This window comes from Oceanispirochaeta sp. M1 (assembly GCF_003346715.1).
In the GTDB taxonomy this organism is placed as follows: Bacteria; Spirochaetota; Spirochaetia; order DSM-2461; family DSM-2461; genus Oceanispirochaeta.
In genome coordinates this window covers 113,166-135,386 of sequence record NZ_QQPQ01000010.1, presented here as the reverse complement: position 1 = coordinate 135,386, position 22,221 = coordinate 113,166, and the positions used below count along the sequence as shown (strand labels likewise).

Annotated in this window: 15 protein-coding genes; 7 read left to right on the top strand and 8 right to left on the bottom strand. The window is 44.7% G+C overall.

What is annotated here, in order from left to right; all coding sequences use genetic code 11:
* Nucleotides 1–4: 4 nt before the first annotated feature.
* The 5 genes from DV872_RS09150 to DV872_RS09130 form a co-directional block, all read right to left on the bottom strand.
* Nucleotides 5–2,269, bottom strand: coding sequence for a glycosyl hydrolase family 65 protein (locus DV872_RS09150; protein ID WP_114629621.1), 2,265 nt, complete (start codon nt 2,267–2,269; stop codon nt 5–7).
* A gap of 17 nt (nt 2,270–2,286) precedes the next feature.
* Nucleotides 2,287–3,399, bottom strand: a complete 1,113-nt coding sequence (locus DV872_RS09145; RefSeq protein WP_114629620.1) for a carbohydrate ABC transporter permease — start codon at nt 3,397–3,399, stop codon at nt 2,287–2,289.
* Entirely contained in the window at nt 3,396–4,478 is a 1,083-nt protein-coding gene (locus DV872_RS09140; RefSeq protein ID WP_114629619.1) for a carbohydrate ABC transporter permease, read from the bottom strand. Before DV872_RS09140 ends, DV872_RS09145 begins: the two co-directional genes overlap by 4 nt.
* A 237-nt stretch (nt 4,479–4,715) precedes the next feature.
* Entirely contained in the window at nt 4,716–6,047 is a 1,332-nt protein-coding gene (locus DV872_RS09135; RefSeq protein WP_114629618.1) for an ABC transporter substrate-binding protein, read from the bottom strand.
* A 105-nt stretch (nt 6,048–6,152) separates the two neighbouring features.
* On the bottom strand, nt 6,153–7,154 hold the full coding sequence (locus DV872_RS09130) for a LacI family DNA-binding transcriptional regulator (protein ID WP_158546899.1): 1,002 nt from the start codon (nt 7,152–7,154) through the stop codon (nt 6,153–6,155).
* A gap of 186 nt (nt 7,155–7,340) precedes the next feature.
* Here DV872_RS09130 and DV872_RS09125 point away from each other — a divergent pair, with 186 nt between their 5' ends.
* The 5 genes from DV872_RS09125 (at nt 7,341) to rlmB (ending at nt 15,579) form a co-directional block, all read left to right on the top strand.
* Entirely contained in the window at nt 7,341–8,612 is a 1,272-nt protein-coding gene (locus tag DV872_RS09125) for an MFS transporter (protein WP_114629616.1), read from the top strand.
* Between the two features lie 326 nt (nt 8,613–8,938).
* Nucleotides 8,939–9,856 (top strand): 2-oxo acid dehydrogenase subunit E2, encoded by a 918-nt coding sequence (locus DV872_RS09120; protein WP_114629615.1) that lies wholly within the window; start codon nt 8,939–8,941, stop codon nt 9,854–9,856.
* Nucleotides 9,849–11,555 carry a class I adenylate-forming enzyme family protein gene (locus DV872_RS09115; RefSeq protein WP_114629614.1) on the top strand — a complete coding sequence of 569 codons (1,707 nt, stop codon included), beginning with the start codon at nt 9,849–9,851 and terminating at the stop codon, nt 11,553–11,555. The genes DV872_RS09120 and DV872_RS09115 overlap by 8 nt, the downstream gene beginning before the upstream one ends.
* 122 nt (nt 11,556–11,677) lie before the next feature.
* Entirely contained in the window at nt 11,678–14,746 is a 3,069-nt protein-coding gene (locus tag DV872_RS09110; RefSeq protein WP_114629613.1) for an ATP-binding protein, read from the top strand.
* A gap of 92 nt (nt 14,747–14,838) precedes the next feature.
* The gene (rlmB, locus tag DV872_RS09105) at nt 14,839–15,579 is read left to right on the top strand and encodes a 23S rRNA (guanosine(2251)-2'-O)-methyltransferase RlmB (RefSeq protein ID WP_114629612.1); all 741 of its coding nucleotides are present in this window, start codon (nt 14,839–14,841) and stop codon (nt 15,577–15,579) included.
* Here the strand turns inward: rlmB and DV872_RS09100 are convergent.
* Both DV872_RS09100 and DV872_RS09095 read right to left on the bottom strand, forming a co-directional pair.
* Nucleotides 15,547–16,731 carry a MalY/PatB family protein gene (locus DV872_RS09100; RefSeq protein ID WP_114629611.1) on the bottom strand — a complete coding sequence of 395 codons (1,185 nt, stop codon included), beginning with the start codon at nt 16,729–16,731 and terminating at the stop codon, nt 15,547–15,549. The genes rlmB and DV872_RS09100 overlap by 33 nt on opposite strands.
* 18 nt (nt 16,732–16,749) lie before the next feature.
* Nucleotides 16,750–17,685 (bottom strand): AEC family transporter, encoded by a 936-nt coding sequence (locus DV872_RS09095; RefSeq protein ID WP_114629610.1) that lies wholly within the window; start codon nt 17,683–17,685, stop codon nt 16,750–16,752.
* 199 nt (nt 17,686–17,884) lie between these two features.
* On the opposite strand from DV872_RS09095, the gene leuA reads away from it, so the two are divergent.
* Together leuA and leuB are read left to right on the top strand one after the other, a co-directional pair.
* Entirely contained in the window at nt 17,885–19,576 is a 1,692-nt protein-coding gene (gene leuA, locus DV872_RS09090) for a 2-isopropylmalate synthase (RefSeq protein WP_114629609.1), read from the top strand.
* A 115-nt stretch (nt 19,577–19,691) separates the two neighbouring features.
* Nucleotides 19,692–20,753, top strand: a complete 1,062-nt coding sequence (gene leuB, locus DV872_RS09085; RefSeq protein ID WP_114629608.1) for a 3-isopropylmalate dehydrogenase — start codon at nt 19,692–19,694, stop codon at nt 20,751–20,753.
* Nucleotides 20,754–20,832: 79 nt separating this feature from the next.
* Here leuB and DV872_RS09080 read toward each other — a convergent pair whose 3' ends face one another.
* Complete coding sequence (locus DV872_RS09080; RefSeq protein WP_114629607.1) at nt 20,833–22,062, bottom strand: hypothetical protein; 1,230 nt, start codon at nt 22,060–22,062, stop codon at nt 20,833–20,835.
* Nucleotides 22,063–22,221: the final 159 nt, after the last annotated feature.

Below are 22,221 nucleotides of genomic sequence, written 5' to 3'. Positions count from 1 at the left end.
CCTTTCAGTCCAGATACAAAGATGTCTCCACATCTTTCCGGATTGAGAGGCTCTGTTTTCCAATATTCACTATAATCTCAGCGTCAGCTTTAAAGCTGACGCTTTTTTCAAGTGCATCATATTTCACAGATAGTATTACTCCTCTGTAAACCACAGAAAAAGAAACATTCCCCCAGTCATCTGGAAATGAAGGATTGAAGCTGAGACCCTCTGCGGTATCTTCCATGTCGGCAAAGCCGTAGAGGAGGGCAATTCTTGCCCCGGCCATGGCTGCCAGGTGGATTCCGTTGTCCGTATTTCCTTCCCTGTTATCCAGATCCAGAAAGAGATTCTTTCTGAAGTGGTCTTCAGCATCATCCATTCGACCCGCAAGGGCCGCTGCCGCAGACTGTACTGCCGATGAAAGGGATGAATCTCCGCTTGTAAGGGGATCATAATAATCATAGTTTGCTGCAAAGACTTCTTTGCTGAAATACTGTTTTTGAAGAAGAAGTCCCATAATAACATCGGGTTGTTTCATGACTCTGTGACGGTAGATCTTCAGAGGGTGGTAGTAAAGGAGGAGAGGTCTGTTCTCTTCAGGGGTATTTTCCCAGTCCCAGGGACTTTTTTCCAGGAAGGAATCATCCTGTTTATAAACCATTGAATTTTCAATTTTCGGAAGAAAGAATTTTTTGGATATCTTCTGCCAGCTATTGATTTCCTCCTGATCTAATCCGATTCTACCTGTCAGTTCCGCCATGAACTCCCCATATTCCTCGGAAAGTTCCATGGCAATGGCAAAGGCGTAGCTCAGATGTTCACGGGCCATCAGGTTGGTGTAGAAGTTATTGTTTACGAGGGCCGTGTATTCATCGGGACCTGTCACACAGTGCAGACAGTATCCTTTGTCCGGTACTTCAACTGCGAAATTTGCCCAGAATCGGGCTGTTTCAAAGAGCATTTCTGCTCCACCCTTTAAAAGAAGGTCTCTCTCTCCGCTGTTGTCCAGAAAACTCTTCATTCCCCATATAATATCTGCATTGATGTGGAACTGAGCTGTCCCTGCGGGAAAGTAGGCAGAACACTCCCGGCCGTCTATGGTCCGCCAGGGGTAGAGTGCTCCTGCTTCGGATAGTTCAGAGGCTCTTGCTCTTGCTTCCTTCAGATGTCCTATGCGGTATTCTACAAGGTTTCTCGCTCTGGCTGGATCGATATTGTTCAGGGCGGCCTGAATATAGACGTCCGCATCCCAGAAGTAATGACCGTTATAGCCTCCGCTGCTCAGTCCTTTGGCTGCTCCGCTTTTACTTGGATCTGTACCGGTGGACTGGAGCAGGGCGAAACTGTTATAACGAAGGGCCCGGGTATATTCATCTTTGCCGTCAATTCTGATATCCGCTTTGCTCCAGAAATCAGAGAGGGTTTTCTCCTGGTCTCTGCAGATGGCAGTCCAGTCCTGTTTAAGGGCCTCTTCAAGTTCATCGGCTGCTTTCTCTACGGGTGAATCCCCATCATTGGCGCTGTAGAATACAGCTATCAGGAGGCTGCTCATCTCTTCTGTTTCAGAAAGATCTATATACTGTGTATATTCTGCAAACTGTCCTGATGCATAACCTTTCTCACCTCTCTCCTTATCCACCTGCAGTGCACAGGCATAGCTCATACCGCTGGTTCTTGTTGTCTCTTCTATGATGCATCTTTTGCCATTCATTCTACAGCTGCTGTCTTTAAACAGGTCAGTACCCATGGATTCCATTTTTCTGGGATCATCGCTCTCTTCACGGTCCTGACCGGGTTCCCTGATTTTTCTGATAATTCGGAATATTCCCTGTCCTTTAAGACTGATTCTGTTGTACAGACGATTGGGATGAGCCAGGGATGCGATTGTCTCTTTTGTTATTTCCAGAATGGAACCGTCAGGTTTCCGGGACGTGCTTTTTACTACACGGATTCCCTTCTGCATATCAAGTTCGATAATCCCTTCGGACAGTGCAAGTTTCTTTAAACCATCATTTGTCTTTTCCTCAATTTCCCAACCCAGTACATCAACCAGGGGGATCATCACCTGCTGAACAGAGGGGAAGCCATAGGCCTTCTCTCCATAGCTGATGGATGTTGATTCAAAAAAACCGTTGATATAAGTGCCGCTGGGCTGATGACTATTCGGGTCATCGGCCTGGACTCCCAGAAACCCGTTGCCGCAGAAAAGCAGTGTCTTCAGCTCATCATTCAGCCTGGCATTCTTAAAGCTGCGGCTTATTTTCCAAAGAGAATTATCGTCCTTCATATCCTTTTTTCCTTAAATCAGCCCTTAACAGAACCAGCCATTAAACCGCGTACAAAGAATCTCTGCAGACCAAAGAAGACTGCCAGTGGAATAATCATACTCATAAAAGCACCTGAGGTAAGAAGGTGCCAGTCCTGGCCTTTTTCTCCTATCATAGCTGCCAGGGCAGAGGTGACCACCCGGTTCTTATCTCCCAGAAATACCAGGGCCACAAGATAGTCATTCCAGACCCAGAGGAACTGGAAAATGGCGAAACTGGCCAGGGCAGGGATAGACAGAGGCAGTACCAGCCGTACAAAGGTCACAAAGGGAGTGGCTCCATCCAGATAGGCTGATTCGAAAATATCCCGGGGCAATGTACTTATGTAGTTATAAAGCAGGTAGACCGCCAGAGGTAATCCAAAACCGGTGTGGGCCATCCACATACACATAAAAGTTCCAGTGATACCCCAACGGGTGAAGTCTCTGAGAACAGGGATCAGGGCTATCTGCAGAGGAACAACAAGGAGGGCAACAACCATGATAAACAGAGGTTTGCGCCCCGGGAATTCCATCCAGGCAAAGGCATAAGCTGCAAATGCAGCAATCAGGATGGGAATGATTGTCGCGGGGATACTGACTGCGATGGAATTAAGAATAGCGTCAGAAAAATTATTCCCCTGACGGGTAATCTTATTACCATCGGCATCTGTAAAATCTATTGTTCCACCTGAGAGGACATCTCTATAATTCTGCATGGTCAGATTTGCACCGAAGCCTATCCATTTTTCCTCAAAGACCTCTATCTTCCGGGATCTTTTATTCCCATACCAGCGTAGAGTTCTTCCTTCGGAAACTTCAATTCCTTCACGCCATTCCTGGAACTCTGCGGTTACACCTTCAAGTTCTATGGGAATATTGGGGTCCATATCAGCGGGAAGTTCGAATTCATCTGATTTTACTAAATCTTTGTGGGGAAGCACTGACCACCAGCCTGATGCGTAGATATCTTTGGGATCTCTAAAGGATGTTACAAAGACACCAAAGGTGGGAATGGTCCATGCCAGAACTATTATTACAAGGGTGACCCCTATCAGAACTCTTCCGGCAGTGGATTTTTTCACATCAATAGTTTTAGTTTTGGCTTTCATTTCAGAACCTCTCTTCCCCGGAATTCTTTCAGGTTATAAGCCAGTACAGGAACTATGACCACAAGCAGGACAACCGCTATTGCTGAAGCCTGGCCTGAATGACCGTAGGTGAACTGTCTTAAATAAAACTCATTGGCTATTACATTGGTTCCGAAGTTACCACCTGTCATAACTCTGACAATATCAAATAGTTTCAGGCTGAAAATGAGAATAGTGGTTGTGACCGTTATAATGGTGGGCATGATATAGGGGATGGTGATCTTGAAGAAAATCGTAAAGGCATTGGCCCCATCCACTTTGGCAGCTTCATTGATTTCCTCTGGAATTCCTTTTATAGCGGAAGACATAATAACCATACCGTATCCGGTCTGGAGCCAAACCATTATTATAATGAGGAAGAAGTTGTTCCAGAACGGCATAAGCAGCCAGGCTTGTGCCTCTCCTCCCAGGGACGTCACAATAGCGTTGAGGAGACCAATTTCTGTAATATTGATTCCCTCACCCTTATAGTTGTAGATAAACTTCCATATAACTCCTGCTCCTACAAAGGAGACGGCCATGGGCATGAAAATGAGAGATTTAAAAACTTTCTCTGACCGGCTTTTATCAGCAAGAACAGCTATGATCAATCCCATGATTACGCAGAAAGAGGTCCCGAAAATCATCCATAGAAGATTGTTCCTGAAACTTTCCAGCATGATGGGATCTGTAAATGCAAATTTATAATTATCAAGAAATACAAAGCCGTTGCCGTTGGCATCTGCAAAGCTCAGTCTGAGAGATCTGAGGGTAGGCATAACCAGAGCCCAGAGAAGCATTAAAACGGCGGGACCTGCAAAAACAACAGCCACAGAAACAGATCGAACCTTCCTGGGCATCGATTCAGCGATGGCATTTAATACAAAAAAGAGGAGGGCTACTGAGCCCAGCCCCCAGGTCACGGCGGTTAGTGTCATCAATATCTTCTGGTTCTGCATGGTCTGCAGTAGAAAGAATCCGCCGATGAGAATCGTCAGGGTTACAATAATCAGGATGATTAAGGTTAGAGGATTCCAATTAGAATCTATATCCTGGCTCATTCTTCTTCTCCTTTACTTTTTTCTATAAAGACTCATCGAGCCTCTATGGTTTTCCAAATCAGGCCTATAAGCAATCGAGACCAATTCGTCCTGATTATTACCTGCTTAAGACCCCAGGGGATTATCCTGACATGACTCACTCTATGCCTGTGTATTTTTTGCTCAAAACATGAGTCCCATTTAAAACCGGGACTCATTGAGAGTCCCGGTGTTTTTCCAGCTTAGATCCCGAGAGGATCAGGGCCAGGAGTTATCGATGGCAGTCAGAGCCTCATCGAGTGTTTTTGATCCTGATACATAAGCAGTCATCTCTTTCCAGAAAGAACCTGCACCTACGGCGCCCGGCATCAGGTCGGAACCGTCAAAACGGACACTGGTGGCATTCTGGATGACTTCGGCAACTTTTCTGTCAACATCATTGGTGTACCAGCTGAGCTGTGAGTCTTTATGAGGAGAAATAGCTCCACCTGATTTTACCCAGCCTTCAACGGAGGCACCGGTTGCAAAATACTGCATAACCATGCGGACTTCGGGTCTGTCATCAAACATGGCATAGATATCTCCGGCAACCAGAACAGGGCGTCCCAGTGAAGGATCTACACTGGGCAGATAGAAGAAGTCATAGTCAGTTCCTGCAGTCAGGTTTTCGGGGAAGAAGGATGTAATGAAGTTACCCTGTTTGTGCATCCAGGCTTTGGGTGGATTCTCAAACATAACCTTGGGAGCATCACCAAAACTTATTGTGGAAATACCTTTACGTCCACCATAAACCATTCCGTCGGCAAACCAGATAGACGCCATGGCTTCGATAGCCTTACGTACTTCGGGGCTGTCAAACTTCAGCTCTCCGGCAACCCATCTGTCATAGTTTTCAAGACTTGTGGTTCTGAGCATCATCTCTTCAACCCAGTCAGTAGCGGCCCATCCTGTTGCGGCACCCGATTCAATACCAACTGCCCAGGGAGCATCGCCGTCTGCAAGGATCATATTCTGCAATGCTACAAGGTCTTCCCAGGTTTCAGGAACTTCATAACCCGCAGCATCAAATTCTTTCTTGTTGTACCATACAAGGGATTTTCCATTAACACGTCCCCAGAGTCCTGCCATGATTTCTCCGTCGGGAGAATCCATGGTAGCCATGTCGAGCCAGCTCTGGATATAGTTGGATTTAACCTTGTTCATGTCGAGAGCCTTGTTCAGGTCAACAACATAGCCCTTGGCTACAAAGTTTTTCAGAAGACCGGGCTGAGGAAAGTCTACGATATCCGGAGCATCTCCACCTTCTATACTTATACCGATGGAAGCTTCAAATTCTTTTGATCCTTCATACTGGATGTCAATTCCCGTCATCTCTTCAAAAGATTTGACAGACTGTTCGAATTTGATAGCATCGTTGTCTACAAAAGGACCGGCCATGGAAACGACCTTGCCCCGGACATCTGCGTACGGATCATCCACCACCTTTTCTTCTGTGGGAGCCGCAGCGGCTTCTTCCTTTTTCTGGCAGCTCATGAAAGACAGTGAGGCAATCATCAAAAATGCGACTGCTCCCCAAACAACTTTTTTCATACTGTTCTCCTTGTACTCTCAGGGTAATAATTATTGCCCTGATGTTTTAATCATAAGGGCCTAAGGGTCCTTATGTTACAGCCCGGAGGCTGTGGATTCCATTTGTTAAGTTGTGGACCTCTCAAGGAGTCCAACCTGAAGATTCACTTTTTGTATGGCATTTCCCTTCTCGGAAATCTGTTCCAGCAGAAGGCCGGCTGCAACACGTCCCGAATCACCCAGATACTGAGTGATCGTAGACAGTCCCATCCAGTCGGCCGATTCAATATTGTCGAACCCCAGTACAGCCAGATCTTCGGGGATACGGAGCCCTTCTTCTCTTGCTGCCTTGATAATGCCTACAGCCTGAACATCGCACATGGCAAAGACGGCTCTGATCTGTTTACCCTTTTTAAGGAATTCTGTAAAAACTTTCTGCGAGCTTTCCACTGTGGTGTCTGCTTCAAGAATCAGGGATTCCGGGATCTCATGTCCCTCTTTTTCCAGAGTCTCTTTAAACCCCCTGAATCTCAGTTCAGAAGGATGGCAGCTGTAGGAGAGATTCCGGTTTTTATCACCCATAAAGGCACAGGGCAGGTAATTTTTTTCAAGAAAAAGTTCTGCTGCAATCTGACCGCCCTTATGATCGTCAGTCAAAACACGGCTGTAGTTCTCATCATCCGATTCGATCATCACAACATGGAGTCCTGAGGCTTTTAGTGCGCGGTTCTGATCAGTCGTCAGATAAACAGACATTAAAATCAGTCCATCAATTCTGCGTGTGAAGGGGACGGAACTCAGATATTCATCCAGCTGGTCCGGACTCTCTATGGTGTAAATAACGACTTCATAGTTCTTTTCTTTAAAGAAGGGAATCATCCCTCTCAGTCTATCTACAAAGGATGGTGCCGGGAAAAATGGTGTGAGAACTCCGACTCTCCGGACTGAGCGGCTTGTAATAGTTCCTGCGTTTCCCTGGCGAATATAATCAAGCTTTTCCATAGATAGGGAGATCTGCTGCCCTGTTTCGGCTTTTACATTTTCCGGGTTATTCAGATATCGGGATACAGTTGTAATACTGACCTCTGCTTCCCTTGCTACATCATATATTGTTGCTCTTTTTTTCATATTATCCTGAACAGTTGTTGAATAAAGAAAGAACTTTTGTGAAAGTACTTTCATCTACTTTTCAGAATATACCCACTTGGAGATATCTGTCAAATTAATTGTCAGTTATTCAAAAAAATCGGATACAGGATTTTTATAAAGAATCCTGAAGCCATGGTATCATCTGTATAAAGGAGAGAGCCTCGAATGATTACAAAAGATCAAAAATCAAGTTATTTCGGTTTCCTCTGGCATGGGATATTTCTTGCACTGACAGTTACATTTACAGAGGTGAATTCTGTGCTGCCCGCACTTGTGCTTCAGGTAGGGGGCTCAGAGCTGCATATCGGTTTTATAACAGCCATAATGGTCGGTTTTCCTCTTGTCTCTCAGCTCCTTTTTGCCCCATTTATTCAGTCAAGAAAAAGAAAGAAACCCTATCTTATTGCAGGTCTGTATGCCAGGATGATGGCACTTTTCGGTATCGGTCTTCTCCTTAACAATGCCGGACGTTTCTCACCCTCTTCTGTTTTGATTTTTATATACTGCGGTCTCACGGTGTTTACCCTCTCAGGAGCTTTTGCCGGAATCAGTTATGTTTCACTTATCGGGACTTCAATCCCCCGGGAACTGAGACATAAATTTTTCCTGCGGAAACAGGTCTTCTGGAGTGCCGGAGTCCTGGTCTCCGGAGTTCTGACAAGATTTGTACTGACCGGATTTGCAGGGACTCAACGCTATACTTTTCTCTTCGTATTGGCCTCACTGATGCTGGCCCTGGGATCTATCGGATTCTGGATGATCAAAGAGCCCGAGTCTGAGAGTGTAAGTACCGGAGCTCCCGGATTGAAGGGAATAACAGCTTCTATCAGAGAAATCCTGAGCGAAGACATAAGTTTCAGATATTACTGTATCGTGGCTAATCTTCTCACTGTCTCAATTGTTCTGATCCCATTTTATCTTCCATCTCTGTTAAGAACATTCAATCTGCCATCATCATATGTGGGGACGATTGTCCTTCTGCAGATGGGGGGGATGCTTCTTTCAAATTTCCTGTGGCCGAAGATTATTGGACCTCTGGGCTTTAAGGGACTCTTAAAGATTCAGAGCATCGCAAGCCTGCTGATCCCTCTTACGCTGAGTATATTGCTTTTTTCAGGTCAGGGTCTGTGGGTTTTATATCTGATCTTTCCCATGTTGGGGGCGCTCTCGGGAGCTCATAAGATGAGCGGGGAGGCTGTCCTGGTACAGATCAGCAGAGAGGATAAGCGGGCCTTGTATTCAGGTATTTACGGAGCCCTGAATCTGAGCAGTGCCCTGGCACCCCTGCTCTTCGGATTACTCCTGCGATCTGTGGACTTCAGGCTGTTTTTTCCTGTCATCGGTATTTTGTCTCTTTCTGCACTATTCGTTATCAATAAGATGATCTGTCCTGTGGATGTAAAAAAGGCAAAGGATGACATGATCGGAGCCAGATAGACCGGTATATTTATAAGTGGCAGATCTTGGTCCAGTCGTTGTATAATAGGCATCATTAAAAATTGTATACTATGGAATAAGCGATAGATGAATCGAAGCTTCAGACATTTCGGCATAGCAATTGGGCTTTTTATATTGTTGTTGATTTTCGGATTGAATGGAATTATTTTACACCTCCCATCCTCAGTGAACGGGCTGTTGCGGTCAGGGAAACCTGGAACATCAATGGTATTGATCAGTGGGAACTTATCCGGAGGCATTTGACAATTTTATTATTTCATTGAAGAACAGATATTAGATAAGAGATTATATAACTGGAGAAAAAAATGGCCTTTAAAAAACGTCCCGATGGTACACTTATCAGAAATCTTCACTCATTCAGAGGGATGCTCCCCTTTCTAATGAGAAACAGAACCGAGTCTATCATCTATTTTGAACAGGAAATTGATGTAACCGAAACTCTGGCTTATGTTAAAAAACACAACAAGAGTATGGAAGACCGAAGCAAGAAAATGACAGTCTTTCATGTTTTTCTCGGCGCCTTTGTAAGGTCCATCGCTCTGCGTCCCCAGCTGAATCGTTTTGTATCGGGTTACCGTTATTATCAGAGAAATGAATTATCTGTTAATTTTGTTGCCAAGAAGACACTGACGGATGATGCTCAGGAGATCAATGTAAAGATCGCCTTCGATCCTAAAGATACCCTTGAGAGTATTACAGCTCGAGTTAATCAGTATGTCAATAAAGCCAAGAGTGATGAGGGTAACGTCAATTCATCGGAGACAGACTTTCTAATGAAGTTTCCCAGATCCATCCTCCGTATGATTATGTGGGGGTTCAGGGTTCTGGATTACTGGAATCTGGCTCCTGCATCCATGATCCGTGTAGATCCCATGTATACCACTCTTTTTCTGACAAATCTGGGCTCTGTGGGCATTGATGCTCCTTATCATCATCTTTTTGAATGGGGTAATAATGGTCTTTTTGCTGCTATAGGGAAGATTAAGAAAGTCTATTCAATGAACAGTAAAGGTGAAGTGATCGGACGGGATATTGTTAAACTTACCTACACCCTGGATGACCGTCTTTCCGAAGGGATCTACTGTGCAAGAGCCATTGATATGATCAAGCGTTTTGTGGAGAACCCGGCTGAGTTGAGCGAAGTTCCCGATATCCCCCAGCATCTTCTGGATGAACTGAATCTGAAACCCATTAAGTCTATCAAGGAAGACGGTTATGTTTGAAACTAAGCCCTGGCTGAAATATTACGGTAATATTCCCTCTGAAATTGATTATAAAAAGAGAACCCTCTACCGGGCATTCCGTGAATCTGCCGAAGCCTATCCTCATAATACAGCCCTGGATTTTATGGGAGCGGAGATCAGCTACAGTTCACTCCTGAATCTTATCGATCAGACCGCGGCAGATTTAAGTGCAAAGGGAATGAAGGCGGGAGACAGGATGACTGTCTGTCTTCCCAACTGTCCAGAGGCTATCATCACTTTTTATGCATTGGCAAAGATCGGTGCTGTTTCCAGTATGATCCACCCCTTATCTGCCCCTGATGAGATCGAATATTACCTGAATCTCAGTGAAAGCAGATGGGCGATTACTCTCAATGCATTCTACTCCCGTTTCGTAGATATTCTGGATAATACAAAAGTTGAAACAGTATTAATCACAAAGCTGGGAACTTATATGAGTCCCACAATGCGGACTCTATTTTTCCTGGCAAAAGGAAGAAAAATCAAAGCACTGCCGGAAGATTCCAGAATCCTTAATTGGTCTGATCTTACAGCTGTTAAAGGCAGTCCTGTTGATGAAGTGGAAAGTAATCCGGAAGGACTTGCGTCCCTTCTTTACAGCGGTGGTACGACGGGCAGTCCCAAGGGGATTATGCTCAGTCATATGAACTTCAATGTTCTGGCGGGGCAGACAGCATGTCAGGGTTCTAAAAGGCTGGGACCCTTGGCTCCTGGAGACTCAATTCTTGCAATTCTTCCTGTTTTTCATGGTTTCGGACTGGCAGTCTGTATCCATACATTTCTGGTTAATGGGGGCTGTAGTATCCTGGTGCCTCAGTTTTCGGCTGAGGTGGCTGGAAAGATTATCAGAAAGAAAAAACCCACCATCATGGCGGGTGTTCCCACTCTGTTTGAAGCTCTTTCCAGTAATAAGAATCTTCTTAAGGCTGACCTTTCAGGGATGAAAGGCGTTTTTGCCGGAGGTGATTCTGTTCCGATCAGTATCAAGAGGGATTTTGACAAGGTTCTGAAGGAGCGGGGGGCAGATATTGAACTGCGTGAAGGCTACGGGCTGACTGAGTCTGTAACTGTTTCTGTTTTAATGCCCGAGGATGAATATCGGGAAGCTTCAATTGGAGTCCCTTATCCAGATATGCTGGCCAAGGTGATACTTCCAGATTCATATGATGAAGCTCCTGCTGGAACAGATGGTGAGATCTGTATTTCAGGTCCTTCTGTAATGATAGGATATCTTAATGATCCCGAAGAGACCTCTGCAGTTCTGCAGACTCATGATGATGGAAGAATCTGGCTTCATACCGGAGATATCGGAGCTATGGATAAAGACGGTTTCCTCTATTTTAAACTGCGTCAGAAGAGAATGGTCAAAGTTTCCGGCATTGCGGTATATCCAACACAGGTGGAAAAGGTACTTGAGAGTCATCCTGCGGTAAAGATGAGCTGTGCTATCGGGGTTCCTGACGATTATCAACTCCATAAAATAAAAGCTTTTGTAATCCTCAATAAAGGGTACAGTGCCGGTTCTGAGCTGGAGGAAGAACTGATCGCCTACAGCAGAAAACATATCAATAAATGGAGCTGTCCCCGTCTGATCGAGTTCCGGGATGAACTTCCCCTTACAAGAGTAGGTAAGATTGCCTACACAGTGCTGGAGCAGGAAGAGGCCGCTGAGGTCTGAGGAAATCCTCAATTTTAAATACTAGTTAAAATATATTGATTTGCAAAAAAAACTCACTGTGATTCCCTGAAAAGGGAAAGACGTGATAAAATTATTTTGCATCCAATATTTACGGGGGGCTGATGAGAAGCTTATTTCTACAAATAACCCTGCTGCTTCTGTTTTCTCTTACCTTGCTTTCCGCTGATGATGATTCTTCTTCTGAAGATACAGCTTCAATTTTTCTCCTCTTCTCTTATCACCCCGGACATCTCTGGGAGGACAGTATCTATTCGGCTCTTCTTGAAGGAATACAAGAGAAAATTCCCGGCACTAAAATTACCCTTGAATATATGGATACAAAGCGTAAATCGGTTGAAGAAATGGAAGAGAGTATTATCAGGGATCTTTCACTCTTTGATGCCGATGCTTTCTCCCTTATTGTTGCAGTAGATGACAATGCTCTTCAGTTCCTTGCAAAACAAGGCGAGGAGCTTTTCCCTGATACTCCTATTGTTTTCTGCGGTGTAAATGACTACGAATTTGTTAAAAATACCCTCAGGAAGAATCATACAGGTGTGATCAGCAAGGTGAATTTGCCGGACACTCTTGCCCTTGCAAAGAAGCTGATTCCTTCTCTCCGGACTGTGTATGTCATAGTCGATGCGACTCCCACAGGATACGGAAACAGGCAGATGGTTGAGAGGCAGATCCAGGATCTGAGAGGAGAGCTTGCTCTCCTGGATTTTCATTTTCTGGGTGAAAATAAACTTACCACCGATGAACTTATCCAGTGGAGTTCTTCTGTGTCTGATGATTCAATTCTCCTGCTTACCAGCTGGTATAGAGATAAAAAAGGCAACTTTATTTCAGAAAAGGCTTTCCTTTCCAGGCTCGCTTCGGAAACATCAGTTCCAGTCTTCAACCTTTTGCATCTACGATCCGGCATCCTTGGCGGTAAAGTAACATCAGGCACCATACAGGCTGGACTGGCTGTTGATCTGATAGCTGGAATTCTGGATGGGGAAGACGCAGGTACAATTCCTGTAATCGAAGATGACACAACTGTTTATGCAATTGACCAGAAGCGCTTCAGATATTGGAAATTCAGAGAACAGGACATTCCGGGAGAATCTATCCTCCTTAATCCTCTATCAATAAGCAGTTACCAGGTGACCATTCAGCTTCTTTCTATAGCATTATTCTGTCTTCTTTTCCTTATCGGGTTATTGATAAGGCAGTCTTTTTTGCTGAATCGTTCGACTCTTCATCTTTCACGGCAGAAAAATGAGCTTTATACAACTTTAAGCTCTATCGGTGACGGTGTAATTTCTACTGATACCGAATCGAAGATCGTATTTATGAATAAGATGGCTCAGAATATGACAGGCTGGATACTTGAAGAGGCCGGTGGACTCCATATTTCTCAGGTTTTGCCACTTGAAAATGGATTGACCGGTGAGATGGTTATCAATCCGGTTCATAAAGTCCTGGCGCATAATGAGCGTGTTCTGATGGATGCCAACACTGTTCTGATAAATAAGAAGGGTCAGAAAATCCATATTTCGGACAGTGCTTCTCCTATCAGAGATCCCAAGGATGATACTCTTATCGGTGTTATTGTGGTATTCAAGGATATAAGTGATTCAGAAAAAATTCAGCAGATTCTCCAGAATGAACAGCGTCGTCTGCGGGATGCTCAGGCCATGGCAATGGTCGGTAACTGGGAATATGATCCGCAAAAAAATAGTTATTGGTACTCTCGTGAGGTTTATACTCTTAGTTCTGTTGATCCCGGCATTGATGGAATTCCTGAGACTCTTGATTTTATGAAGAAGATTTTTCCTTCCTGGAATCAGAGCACAATTCTCCCCGATGAACTTCAAAATGAATCCAGTCGTGTAAAATCCATTATGACCATTCCTGTTGATGATGGCGAAAACAAGATCCTTCATCTTATTGCACGGCAGGCGGAAAATCCTGAAACAGGGAAACAGATTGTAACCGGGATAATTCAGGACTTTTCAGAATTGTCTCAGACAAGAGCGGCTCTTGAAGCCAGCCAGGGTCAGCTTCGTCAGGCTGCCAGGATGGAAGCGGTTGGAAAACTTGCAGGAGGGATCTCCCATGAATTCAATAATCTGCTCCAGATCATTCTTGGATACAGTCAGCTTCTGAAGGATGACTGTGCCGGCACCCGTGAGATGGAATATATCGAACCTATTATAAAGACTGCGGCCAGTGCCAGAAATCTGACCAGGCAGCTTCTTCTTTTCAGTCGAACAGAAAATATGAACATGGAAAATTTTACCATGTCAGGGCTTATTCACAGTCTTATGCCCATACTGGGGCGTCTTCTTGAAGAGAATATCGTTCTGGAGCCCCATCTTGCGGCTGAGGATGACTGGGTTTATGCCGACAAACAGCAGATTGAGCAGGTCCTTATAAATCTGAGTCTCAATGCCCGGGATGCCATGGAAGGGGGCGGTCTTCTGAGCATCCGTCAGTCTATTCATATTGCCACACACTCTTTTCCCGGGCTGGATGGGTATATTCCTGCTGGTGAATATGTGGAATTGATTGTTCAGGATAACGGTTCGGGTATTAATAAGGAAATTCTTCCGGAGATCTTTGATCCATTCTTTACAACCAAAGATAAGGATAAGGGTACTGGACTTGGACTCTCAATTGTTTATGGGATAATCAGGCAGCACCAGGGGTATCTTAATATTGAAACAGACCGCAGCCGTGGTACTTCTTTTCATATTTATCTGCCTCGGGTCAATGCTTCTCAGGATACCCGGAAAGAGCTTAGTTCCAGAGAAGAAGACAGCCCTGAATTAAAGGGTCTTATTTTTATGGCGGAGGATGATCCAATGGTCCGCCAGCTTGCAGAGACCATGCTGAGAAAAAGCGGATTTAGGATAAAAAGCTTTGTGAATGGAAAAGAGCTGATTAATGCCCTGAAAAAACGGAGATCTGATGATGAAACCATAGGTCTTTTTCTCCTTGATGTCATTATGCCGGAGATGGGCGGGGTTCATGCATTTAACAATCTCAGGTCCATGGGTTATGATATGCCCGTGCTTTTTATGAGCGGTTATACGGAAGAGAGGCTTCATAATATTGCTGATCTTAAGGATGCCTCCCTTATTCATAAGCCTTTTACCATGAAGGATCTTGTGCAGGAGATTCAGTCTCTGATAATTTGAGCTTAAAATATCCAGGCTCTGAATGTTCTTTGGTAGAATAAAACATATAAATCACCTAGAATGCACACCAATCTGAGTTCAATGGAGAAATTATGGCAAGGGTTATTACATCCTATCACAGCATCATGGAGAGCATGAAAATAGCTGAGGGCACACTTTATGTCAGCAGAACTAATAAGAGAATTACACAGCTTGAAGAAGAAGCAGGCCGTAGAGGAATTCCAGTAAAGACAATAACTCCTGTTGAGATGGATAAAATGAGTGATTCCGACGGTCATAAAGGGTCTGTATTTGTTCAGAGTTCTTCGGCTCCTAAAAGCGGAAATACCGTGAACCGTTATACTGATCTTAAAACATTCCTGGCCGCAAGAGGCGGTGATGATCAGCTTCTTGTTTTGCTTTTAGACGGCATTACTGATCCTCATAACCTTGGTGCCATTCTCCGATCTGCAGATCAGTTTTCAGTAGACCTGATCCTGCTGCCTGCCAACCGTTCTGCCAGTATCAACTCAACGGTTGCCAAAGTCTCTGTCGGGGCTCATGCCTGGGTCCCCACTGTTCAGATCAGTAATTCTGCCCGTTCTCTGGATGCCCTCAAGGATGCGGGGTTCTGGATTTATGGGGCAGATATGGGTGGCTCAACAGCTGCGCAGACCGACCTCAAGGGACGTACCTGTCTCGTTTTGGGTTCTGAGGGCAAGGGAATCTCCCGCCTTTTAAAGGATAAATGCGATACTATGGTAAGCATTCCCATGAATGGTCATGTCGATTCCCTGAATGTCTCCGTGGCAGCTGGGATTCTAATGTATGAGGTTATCCGCCAGAGAAATTGACAGACGTTCCAACCCTTCCCGGAGCAGGCTCCGGGGACAGCCGTAGTTCAGTCTGAAGAATCCTTCTCCTCCCTGTCCGAACCATGTACCCTCCACGAGGGCTATTTTCCCCTTCTCCTGCAGAAGATCCTGAATCTCTAAATGGTTCATTCCGAGTTCTCTGAAATCTATCCATCCGATAAATCCTGCATCAGGTTTCATCAGTTTTACGCCCGGCAGGTTTTTATCCAGATATTCTTCGATGAAGGCAATATTCTCTCTTAAGTATATTTTGAGGGCGATCAGCCATTCGGCTCCCTCATTATAAACGGCTTCACCGATTGCCAGTGCCAGAGCGGAACCTTCCTGTGTGCCGAATGCCAGCTGACCATCCAGGTAGGTCTGTCTTCTTTTCTGTGAACCGAAAACTGCAATAGAGAGTTTTTCTCCTGCAATGTTGAAGGTCTTGGAGGGGGCCATAAGGGTCATTGAGTTTTCGGCAGCCTCTGTTGAGAGGGATGAAAAGGGAATATGAGGACGTTCTCCAAGGACGAGGTCTGCATGGATCTCATCAGAAATGACAAAGACTTCATTACGGATACAGATCTCAGAAACTTTGTTCAGTTCTTCCTCTGTCCAGACACGGCCTCCGGGATTGTGGGGACTGCATAGCAGAAGAAGGGTACAATCCGGCTGTGAGGCTTTTTCTTCAAGATCATCAAAATCCATTACATACCGGGGACCGTCCATCACAAGTTCGTTGACCACTGTGTTTCTATGGTTACGGATAATCATATTTCTGAAGGGCTGGTAAACGGGTTCCTGCAGAATCACTGAATCACCGGGTTTTGAGAATAGATGAACTCCCAGGCTCATTGCACTGACTATTCCCGGAGTAAAACAGATATCTGATAGATATACAGACCAGTTGTGCTCGGCCTCTGCCCAGTTCTGCCAGGCCTTAAGAAAGCCTTTATCACTTGCAGGATATCCGAAAACTCCGTGCTCGGCTCTATCTTTCAAAGTATCCATTACAATTGAAGGAGAGGCAAAGTCCATATCTGCGACCCAGAAGGGGAGCATATCTTCATTACCGAACCTGGCCTTGAGAACCTTTTCATCCCATTTTGCTGCGTTGCTGTTTTTTCTGTCTATTATCCGGTCAAAATCCATGTTTTCACTCCTTGGAAATTATAAGAAGGCTTGTATTATGCTTACTCCAGCCATGGTTGTAATAGATGCCAGGGCTGTACTTATCATTACAATCAGGGCTGCAAGATCACCGTCATTGTGCATCGCATCCGCCATAATATGGCTGGAGACGGCCGCCGGTGCTCCTGTAATAAGGAAAATCATGCCCAGTTCGTCCTGTCTGTACCCTATAGTATAGAAAATGATCACCGCTACAACAGGTAAAAATACAATTTTTATCAATGATGATCCCAAAGCCTTCCTTCCTTTCTCCTTTAAGCCCTGACTTGAGAGTGATCCACCTATATTAATAAGGGCAAGTGGCAGGGCCAGGTCGGCAAGGTATCCCAGAAGCTTACCCAGTATGGATGGTACGGGTACTCTGAAAAATGAGAAAAACATGGCTGTTGCTACACCCATAATAATAGGATTGGTAGCTATGCTTTTCAGGGATTTGAGAACCCCTTTTGCATTCAGTCCGTGGAGGGGGAGGGTGAGTACAACAACTGCCAGTATGTTGAATAGAGGCAGCATGAATGCCAGAATCATTGCTGCTCTGGCGGCCATGGCCTCTCCGTAAAGATTCAATGTCAGAGCAATTCCAATAATGACGATATTTCCACGGAAGGTTCCCTGAATAAAGGCGCCTTTCTGTGTTACATCACTGAATCTCATACTGATCAGTGCAGAAATTGCGGTAACTAGAAGGGTCAGCCCCCCAATAATCAGAATCTCCTTCAATATGAATACCTGTGAAAAGTCCAATGTTGCTATCTTTGTGAAAGCAAGTGAGGGGAGAGCCAGTTTGAAACTCACCATTGAGGCGCCTTTACTGAATTCTGGACCGATCACTTTGCGATTTTTCAGAACGGCACCGATGATAATCAGCAGAAAAACGGGGAAAACACCCTCAAACACAAAAAAAAGTACATTCATAACTAAACTTTTAGCATTTGCTGGGCTTCGGGTAAAGCAATTCAGTGATGCAAAATTATCAACGTTAAATATTATTACAAAAATGGTTGATGTGTAGACTTCCGTTAGTAGATTGATATAGTATTTGTCCCATTAACCAATTGTTTAAGGCGGAGTCATTTACATAATTAAAGACAGCCGTACTACTAAGGAGAGCTCAATGAGTTACGATCATCGGAAGTATAAACCCTTCCCCCCAGTTTCACTGCCTGACAGGACATGGCCTTCAAAGACCATTACTAAAGCACCCTACTGGTGCAGCGTCGACCTAAGAGACGGAAATCAGGCTCTACCCATTCCTATGAGTGTGGAAGAAAAACTGGAACTATTTGACCTACTCCTAAAAATTGGTTTTAAGGAAATTGAGATTGGATTCCCCTCCGCATCTCAGACAGAATTTGATTATCTCAGAACTCTGATCGACAGGAATCTTATTCCCGATGATGTCACTATTCAGCTGCTGACCCAGTCACGTGAACATCTGATCCGCCGTTCTTTCGAAGCTATCCAGGGTTGTAAGAATGTAGTTATGCATTTCTATAACTCAACCTCCACCCTCCAGAGGGATGTGGTCTTTAAAAAAGACCAGAAGGAGATTATCAAGATTGCCGTTGAAGGTGCCAGGCTTATCAAGGAGATTGCCGCCGATTATCCTGATACAAATATCCGCTATGAGTACAGCCCCGAAAGTTTTACCGGCACCGAGCTGGACTTTGCTTTAGAAATTTGTGAAGCCGTAATGGATGTTCTGGAACCCACTCCCGAGAATAAGCTTATTCTCAACCTTCCGGCTACTGTGGAGATGCATACTCCCAATGTCCATGCTGACCAGATTGAATGGTTCTGCCGGAATATCAAAAACAGGGATTCTGTTCTTATCAGTCTCCATACTCATAATGACAGAGGAACAGGTGTCGCTGCTGCTGAGCTGGCCATATTGGCAGGAGCCGACCGAGTGGAAGGTACACTCTTCGGTAACGGAGAGAGAACCGGTAATACCGACCTTATCACCATGGCTCTGAATATGTATTCTCAGGGTATTGATACAGGATTGGACTTCTCTGACATCGACAACATTACCGAGATTTATAAACGTTGTACAAGAATGAATGTTCATGAGCGTCACCCCTATGTGGGAGAGCTTGTGTTTACAGCCTTCTCCGGTTCTCACCAGGATGCCATCAAGAAGGGACTCGACAACTATAGGTCAATTAAGTCTGACTTCTGGGAAATTCCCTATCTTCCCCTCGATCCTTCTGATCTTGGAAGAGAGTATGAGGCCATTATCCGTATCAACAGTCAGTCCGGTAAGGGTGGTGTCGCCTATATCCTGGACGCTCAGTTCGGATATAAACTGCCCAAGGCAATGCATCCTGAATTCTCCAGGACTATTCAGAAGATAACCGATGAGACCGGTAGGGAGCTGAAGGGAAAGGATATTTTTGAAGAGTTCAGCAAGGAGTACCTGGAAGTTCACGCTCCCTGGTCACTGCTGAATTACGAGATCAATGCCCGGCTGGATGTGGATGATAACGGAAAAGAACAGCACAATGTCGGTATCAACTGTACATTGAACTACAAGGGTGAGGAGATGAAGCTGGAGGGGCACGGAAACGGACCCATTGACGCATTTTTTCATGCTCTGCAGTCTACATCTGCTCCCCATATTCACTTTCTCTCATACGATGAGCATGCTCTGAGTGAAGGAGCCGACTCACAGGCAGTCTGTTATATTCAGGTCGCCGACAGTAAGGGACGTTCCAACTTCGGAGTAGGTGTTGATAACAGCATCAACGCGGCTTCTCTGAAAGCCCTGCTCTGTGCTCTTAACAGAATTGAAGAACAGAACTGATTTTTATTTCACCGCCTGCTGCCATACCCGTCGGCGGGGTTTATCAAAGGCCCTTAGGCCTTAACTAAAAAGACACCAGAGTGATGTTACTCTCTCTGGTAGAAAGGAGCATCAAATGTCATATAAAGTAGCTGTTCTCCCCGGTGACGGGATTGGACCGGAAGTAATGGAATCTGCCCTGCAGGTCCTTGCTAAAGTAGAAGAAAAATTCGGATTTAAACTGGAACTGACCACGGGACATATTGGTGGTATTGCCTATGATGAAACAGGTTCACCCCTTCCCGAAGAGACTCAGAAAATCTGTAAGGAAGCTGATGCTGTTCTTCTAGGTTCCATCGGCGGACCTAAATGGGACGGACTTCCTCCCGAAAAAACTCCCGAGCTGGGTGGTCTTCTTGCACTGAGAAAAATGCTTAAACTCTATGCCAACCTCAGACCTGCAGTCCTCTATGAAGAGCTGAAGGCCATGAGTCCTCTCTCTGAAAAGGTCCTTTCCGGTAAAGTAGACCTTCTGACTGTCAGAGAACTGGCTAATGGTATTTACTTTGGAGAACCAAAAGAATTAACCGATACAATGGGGCTGGATACCATGATCTATACGGTAGATCAGGTGCAGGCCATTGCCAAACAGGGTTTTGAAGCAGCACAGCGCCGTAGAAAGAAACTCTGTTCTGTAGATAAAGCCAATGTACTCTGTTCCTCTAAACTCTGGAGACAGGTTGTGACAGATATGGCTTCAGATTATCCTGATGTGGAACTGAGCCATATGTACGTGGACAATGCGGCTATGCAGCTGATGCTTAACCCTCTGCAGTTTGATGTTATTTTGACATCAAACCTCTTTGGTGACATCCTCTCCGATGAATCTGCGGCAATCTGCGGTTCTCTGGGTATGCTTCCCTCTGCTTCTATAGGTAAAGATATCAGCCTCTTTGAACCCTCCGGAGGTTCCGCTCCTGATATTGCAGGAAAAGGAATTGCAAACCCCATTGCTCAGATCCTTTCTCTCGCTATGATGCTTGAGATCTCATTCGATCTGAATGATGTAGCTGAAGCTATCCGCAACGCAGTTGATGTCTGTGTGAAGGGTGGAATCAGGACAGGAGATATTATCGATCCCGGTATGACTCCCGTATCTACTAAAGAGATGACCGAAGCTATCATCAGTAAAATCTGATTTTGAACTGAGAGTTAATCTTATAAATATAAAAGCCGCCTGGAATTGCTCCGGCGGCTTTTTTCTATTCTCATCATAATTAGAATACTGTAGGGGCTGCATCTCCTTCAGCTTTATAGGAACCGGAAAAGGAAACTGAATCCCATTCATTTGATCCACCGTCAGTGCTAATGATCCGGATTGAAATCGGCCCGGTTGTAAGATCATTCCAGGCGGGATGTTTCTCAAATTCCATTTCAATTCCGACACCCGAGCCATCCCCTGCAACAGATGTACCAACTGAATACTGGGTTGCATTGTAATCAACCCAATCTATTACCCAGGCTGCACCGCTGTGTTCTGTATAAAAGGTATGATTGACTCCCTGATTCTGCTGTAGTTCAATTCGATAACCGGTTTGCTGTGAATAGAGTGCTGGATCTGTGAAAGTAATAAAGAAATACACTCTATCAGAATCCTGCATTATATAAATATTTTCTATATCACAATTGTTCTGGGTTCCCGTATCATCTCCGGTAAAATCACGGTACCAAAAAGCTGTATCCCAGTTTTCTGCGACGTCCATTACACCATCTACAACTGCTGTTCCTGTAGGGAAATTGAGAATCGATGCGTTGGTAACCGGTGCCGTTTCAAGTGAATCTTTTAATATGACATAAAGGTTTTCATTTAAATCGAACCCATCCAAACCGCCATCACCTGAACTGTCTTCGTAGCCTTGATACCATGTATCAACACCGAAATCCAGTCTATGGTTTTCACTCAGAATGTCCCAGTAGGCTGACTTGGCAACAGCAAGTTCAATGGCATTATCGCTAGCATTCAAGCCTGTAAAGCGTATAGGAGAATCATCATATCCAGTATCTCCCGCATTACCCCATATTCCGATAGTTTTATCACTATTATGAGAAAGAGAAACAAGTTGATGGTTCATTGAATCATCTTCTTCATTGAAATTCCAATGAACGTGAATCCCTTCTTGTTCCATAGGGTAATTTTCGTGAACAGACATATACATATATAAGTTCTCTGCGTCCTGTGCCAGCTTGACTTCATTTATATCTCCACCACCTATCATGCTGTATCCTGCTGATGACTCTTCATTGCTTCCGTCTACAACCGCTAGAGGGATATCGGCCCAGTCACTGGTATCCCCGTCAATTGAGACAGTATATTCCGGAACAATATAAGACCCTGTATTTCTATCCGGATCATAAGGATTGTCATACACCCGCTCATCATACATAAAACAGGCGCAGAGGAGGGATGTCAGAAAAATAATCATAATAATGTGAAAAATCTTTCTCATGTTCATTATTATATATCCTATTTCCTGGAATTGTTAAGTAATTCCCTCATATTTCCTGAAATCCGGATAAATCCAGGGTTGGGAGAGGACCTTTTGATGATTGCGGGGAAGCAGTCAGAAGGCTGAGAGCATATTAAGATTTATTAACAAAGGCCCAAT

What these genes read in the sequence shown, in the direction of transcription:
- DV872_RS09150 (WP_114629621.1), bottom strand. Translation starts at nt 2,269, where the DNA reads ATGAAGGACGATAATTCTCTTTGGAAAATAAGCCGCAGCTTTAAGAAT.
- DV872_RS09145 (WP_114629620.1), bottom strand. Translation starts at nt 3,399, where the DNA reads ATGAAAGCCAAAACTAAAACTATTGATGTGAAAAAATCCACTGCCGGA.
- DV872_RS09140 (WP_114629619.1), bottom strand. Translation starts at nt 4,478, where the DNA reads ATGAGCCAGGATATAGATTCTAATTGGAATCCTCTAACCTTAATCATC.
- DV872_RS09135 (WP_114629618.1), bottom strand. Translation starts at nt 6,047, where the DNA reads ATGAAAAAAGTTGTTTGGGGAGCAGTCGCATTTTTGATGATTGCCTCA.
- DV872_RS09130 (WP_158546899.1), bottom strand. Translation starts at nt 7,154, where the DNA reads ATGAAAAAAAGAGCAACAATATATGATGTAGCAAGGGAAGCAGAGGTC.
- DV872_RS09125 (WP_114629616.1), top strand. Translation starts at nt 7,341, where the DNA reads ATGATTACAAAAGATCAAAAATCAAGTTATTTCGGTTTCCTCTGGCAT.
- DV872_RS09120 (WP_114629615.1), top strand. Translation starts at nt 8,939, where the DNA reads ATGGCCTTTAAAAAACGTCCCGATGGTACACTTATCAGAAATCTTCAC.
- DV872_RS09115 (WP_114629614.1), top strand. Translation starts at nt 9,849, where the DNA reads ATGTTTGAAACTAAGCCCTGGCTGAAATATTACGGTAATATTCCCTCT.
- DV872_RS09110 (WP_114629613.1), top strand. Translation starts at nt 11,678, where the DNA reads ATGAGAAGCTTATTTCTACAAATAACCCTGCTGCTTCTGTTTTCTCTT.
- rlmB (WP_114629612.1), top strand. Translation starts at nt 14,839, where the DNA reads ATGGCAAGGGTTATTACATCCTATCACAGCATCATGGAGAGCATGAAA.
- DV872_RS09100 (WP_114629611.1), bottom strand. Translation starts at nt 16,731, where the DNA reads ATGGATTTTGACCGGATAATAGACAGAAAAAACAGCAACGCAGCAAAA.
- DV872_RS09095 (WP_114629610.1), bottom strand. Translation starts at nt 17,685, where the DNA reads ATGAATGTACTTTTTTTTGTGTTTGAGGGTGTTTTCCCCGTTTTTCTG.
- leuA (WP_114629609.1), top strand. Translation starts at nt 17,885, where the DNA reads ATGAGTTACGATCATCGGAAGTATAAACCCTTCCCCCCAGTTTCACTG.
- leuB (WP_114629608.1), top strand. Translation starts at nt 19,692, where the DNA reads ATGTCATATAAAGTAGCTGTTCTCCCCGGTGACGGGATTGGACCGGAA.
- DV872_RS09080 (WP_114629607.1), bottom strand. Translation starts at nt 22,062, where the DNA reads ATGAGAAAGATTTTTCACATTATTATGATTATTTTTCTGACATCCCTC.